General features: G+C 71.0%; 3 protein-coding genes and 1 pseudogene. All 4 read left to right on the top strand.

Annotation, left to right across the window (positions count from 1 at the left end; genetic code table 11):
• Window positions 1-264, top strand: a pseudogene (locus G3N93_RS36130) (MCP methyltransferase); the annotation flags it as partial.
• A gap of 46 nt (window positions 265-310) precedes the next feature.
• Window positions 311-1,018, top strand: a complete 708-nt coding sequence (locus G3N93_RS36125) for a chemotaxis protein CheW (protein ID WP_174938755.1) — start codon at window positions 311-313, stop codon at window positions 1,016-1,018.
• The gene (locus G3N93_RS36120) at window positions 1,015-3,324 is read left to right on the top strand and encodes a hybrid sensor histidine kinase/response regulator (protein ID WP_206135153.1); all 2,310 of its coding nucleotides are present in this window, start codon (window positions 1,015-1,017) and stop codon (window positions 3,322-3,324) included. The genes G3N93_RS36125 and G3N93_RS36120 overlap by 4 nt, the downstream gene beginning before the upstream one ends.
• The coding region (locus G3N93_RS36115) for a response regulator (RefSeq protein ID WP_206135152.1) at window positions 3,321-3,742 on the top strand (422 nt) is incomplete at its 3' end. The genes G3N93_RS36120 and G3N93_RS36115, both read left to right, overlap by 4 nt.

Raw genomic sequence — 3,742 nt, 5'->3', positions numbered from 1 at the left:
GCCGGCGCGTTCGACGAGGCCGAGCGCGTGCTCGCGCAGTTCTCGGCGCGCGTCGGGCCGCATGCCGATGCGTTCTACCTGAACGGGCTGATCGCGGATGCGCGCGGACGCGCCGCGGAAGCCGGCGACTTCTACCGGAAGGCGCTGTACCTGCGGCCCACGCACCACGAAGCGCTGACCCATCTGGCGACGCTGCTCGACGTCGGCGGCGATCGCGCGGGCGCGCAATGGCTGCTCGAGCGCGCACGGCGCTCGGCCGGCTGACATGACTACGGGTTGGGGACCGACACCGCGATGACCAGAGGATTTGATGAACCGCGCCGCCGCTGCCTTTGACGAGACGACGATCGACGTCGACGATTGCTGGAACCGGATCGGCACGCGCGGCGACCGCACGTGCGAGCGGCTGAACGACTGCCTGCGCTGCCTGAACTGCCCGGTGTACGCGTATCACGCGGCGAAGCTGCTCGAGCGTCCGCTCGACGGCGCCGAGATGGCCGACGCGACGCGCCGGATGAGCGCGCCCGCCGCGCCGCACGTGCACGACGCCGATGCCGATGCACACCACGCGGCGCTGGCGTTCCGCGTGGCCGGCGAATGGCTCGCGCTGCCGATCGGCGTGCTGCGCGAGATCGCCGGTACGCGCCCGATCCATTCGCTGCCGCATCGCCGCAATTCGGCCGTGCGGGGCGTGGTCAACATCCGCGGCACGCTGCGCATCGCGATCTCGATCGGCGCGCTGCTCGGCCTCGATGCCGGCAAGGGTGGCAGCGGCGGTGACGATGGCCGCTTCACGCGGTTGCTGGTGGCCGCGCATCAGGGCGAGCCGGTCGTGTTTCCGGTCGACGAAGTCGAGGGCGTGCTGCGCTTCGGCGCCTCCGACTGGGTGCCCGTGCCGGCGACGGTCGGGCGCGCGAGCGCCGGCCTGTCGCGCGGCGTGCTGTCGTGGCGCGGCAAGTCGGTGGGCCTGCTCGACGACGACCGCCTGTTCGACGCAGTCACACGGAGCATGCGATGAGCGGCGATGACGACCTGAGCCACCTGTCGCTGCTCGAGCTGTATCGCGAGGAGACGCGCACGCAGACCCAGGCGCTGTCCGAGCGGCTGCTCGCGCTCGAATCGGGCGAGCCCGATTCCGTCGCGCTCGAGGCGTGCATGCGCGCCGCGCATTCGCTGAAAGGCGCCGCGCGCATCGTCGGCGTGCCGCTCGGCGTCGATATCGCGGGGCGGATGGAAGAGTGCTTCGTCGCCGCGCAGGCCGGCACGATCGCGCTGACGGCCACGCACGTCGACGTGCTGCTGGCGGGCGTCGATCTGCTGGTGCGCGTCGGCGATCCGCAGGGGCAACCCGTGACCCAGACGGAGATCGACGTGTTCGCGGCGGCGCTGACCGGCGCCGACGGCGCGCAGACGATGCAGGTGCCGTCCGCCATCCCGCCGCCGATGCCGCCGGCGGTCGTGCCGTATCGCGAGCATGAAGGCGCCGCGAACGAGCCCGTCGGGGCCAGCGCCGCGGTGCCGCCGCTGGCCGTATCGGGCGGGGTGCCCGATCCGGCCCAGGCCGGCCGCGTGGCCGGCGCCGGCGCAATGCGTCGCGTGCGTGCGGATACGCTGAACCGGCTCCTGAGCTTGTCCGGCGAATCGCTGGTCGAATCGCGCTGGCTCAAGCCGTTCGCCGAATCGATGCTGCGCGTGAAGCGTGCACAGCGCGACGCGGCCCGCTCGCTCGATTTGATGTACGAACAATTCGCCGACGATCTCGACGCGGGCATGCTCGCGTCGATGAACGAAGTGCGGCACATGCTCAACGACCTGCAGCGTTCGCTCGCCGAGCGCATGGACGAGTTCGACCGCTTCGAGCGGCGCAGCACGCATATCGCCGAGCAGCTTTACGACGAGGCGCTGCAGTGCCGGATGCGGCCGTTCGGCGACGCGACGCGCGCGTACCCGCGCATCGTCCGCGATCTTGCACGCTCGCTCGGCAAGCAGGTGCGTTTCTCGATCGTCGGCGAGGGCACGCAGGTCGATCGCGACATCCTCGATCTGCTCGACGCGCCGCTCGGCCACCTGCTGCGCAACGCGATCGATCACGGCGTCGATTCGCCGGACGCACGGCGTGCACGCGGCAAGCCGGCCGAGGCGAGCGTGACGCTGGAGGCGCGTCACAGCGCCGGCTCGCTGCTGGTCAGCGTGATCGACGACGGCCCGGGCGTCGACATGGACGCGCTGCGCGCGGCCGTCGTGCGCCAGCGCCTGACCGACGACGAGACGGCCGCGCGGCTGTCCGATCCCGAACTGCTCGAATTCCTGCTGCTGCCGGGCTTCTCGATGCGCGATGCGGTGACCGACGTGTCGGGCCGCGGCGTCGGCCTCGATGCGGTGCAGGAAATGGTGCGCGGCGTGCGCGGCGCGGTGCGGATCTTCAACGAGCCGGGCGCGGGCATGCGCTTCGTGCTGCAGTTGCCGCTCACGCTGTCGGTGATCCGCAGCCTGCTCGTCGAAGTGGGCGGCGAGCCGTATGCGTTCCCGCTCGCGCACGTGCGCCGCACGCTCGAACTCGCGCACGACGATATCGACGTGCTCGAAGGGCAGCCGCATTTCCCGTTCGACGGCCGGCGCGCGGGCCTCGTCGCCGCGCACCAGTTGCTCGATGCGGGCGAGCCCGACGTCGCGCGCACGAGCACGGCGGTCGTGGTCGTCGGCGGCGAGCCCGAGTTGTACGGCGTCGCGGTCGACCGCTTCCTCGGCGAGCGGATGCTCGTCGTGCAGCCGCTCGACAGCCGCCTGCACAAGATCCAGAACATCGCGGCCGGCGCGCTGCTCGAGAACGGCGACCCGGTGCTGATCGTCGACGTCGAGGACCTGATCCGCTCGGTCGACAAGCTCGTGCGCGGCGGGCAGCTCGCGCGGCTCACGCGTGATCCGCAACTCGCGCTCGCCGACCGGCGCCGCCGCGTGCTCGTCGTCGACGATTCGCTGACGGTGCGCGAGCTCGAGCGCAAGCTGCTGGAAAAGCGCGGCTACGACGTGACGGTCGCGGTCGACGGGATGGAAGGCTGGAACGCGGTGCGCAGCGATGCGTTCGATCTGATCGTCACGGACGTCGACATGCCGCGCATGGATGGCATCGAGCTCGTCACGCTGATCAAGGGCGATCCGATGCTCAAGCGCTTGCCGGTGATGATCGTGTCGTACAAGGATCGCGACGAGGATCGTCGTCGCGGGCTCGATGCGGGCGCCGACTACTACCTCGCGAAGAGCAGCTTCCACGACGAGGCGTTGCTCGACGCCGTGCACGACCTGATCGGGGACGCGCGCGGATGAACATCGGCATCGTCAACGACCTGCCGCTGGCCGTCGAGGCGTTGCGCCGCGTGCTTGCGCTGCGCACGGACCACCGCGTGCTGTGGGTCGCGACCGACGGCGACGAGGCGGTGGATTTCTGCGTCGCGCATCCGCCCGATCTCGTGCTGATGGATCTCGTGATGCCGAAGGTCGACGGCGTGGCCGCGACGCGCCGGATCATGGCGCGTGCGCCGTGCGCGATCCTGATCGTGACGGCGAGCGTCAGCGCGAACACGTCGTCGGTCTACGAAGCGATGGGCGCCGGCGCGCTCGATGCGGTCGACACGCCGACGCTCGCGCTCGGGCTGTCGACGGACGCGTCGCCGCAGGCGCTGCTCGCGAAGATCGACCAGCTCGGCCGGCTGCTCGAAAGCCGCACCGCGGCGCTCGTGCCGCC

The sequence above is a fragment of the Burkholderia sp. Se-20378 genome, assembly GCF_017104665.1.
Taxonomy (GTDB): Bacteria; Pseudomonadota; Gammaproteobacteria; order Burkholderiales; family Burkholderiaceae; genus Burkholderia; species Burkholderia lata.
The sequence above is the reverse complement of the archived record's forward strand: the minus strand, read 5'-3'. Positions and strand labels throughout refer to the sequence as shown.

Coding starts and splice junctions, on each gene's coding strand:
- G3N93_RS36125 (WP_174938755.1), top strand. CDS start 311: ATGAACCGCGCCGCCGCTGCCTTTGACGAGACGACGATCGACGTCGAC.
- G3N93_RS36120 (WP_206135153.1), top strand. CDS start 1,015: ATGAGCGGCGATGACGACCTGAGCCACCTGTCGCTGCTCGAGCTGTAT.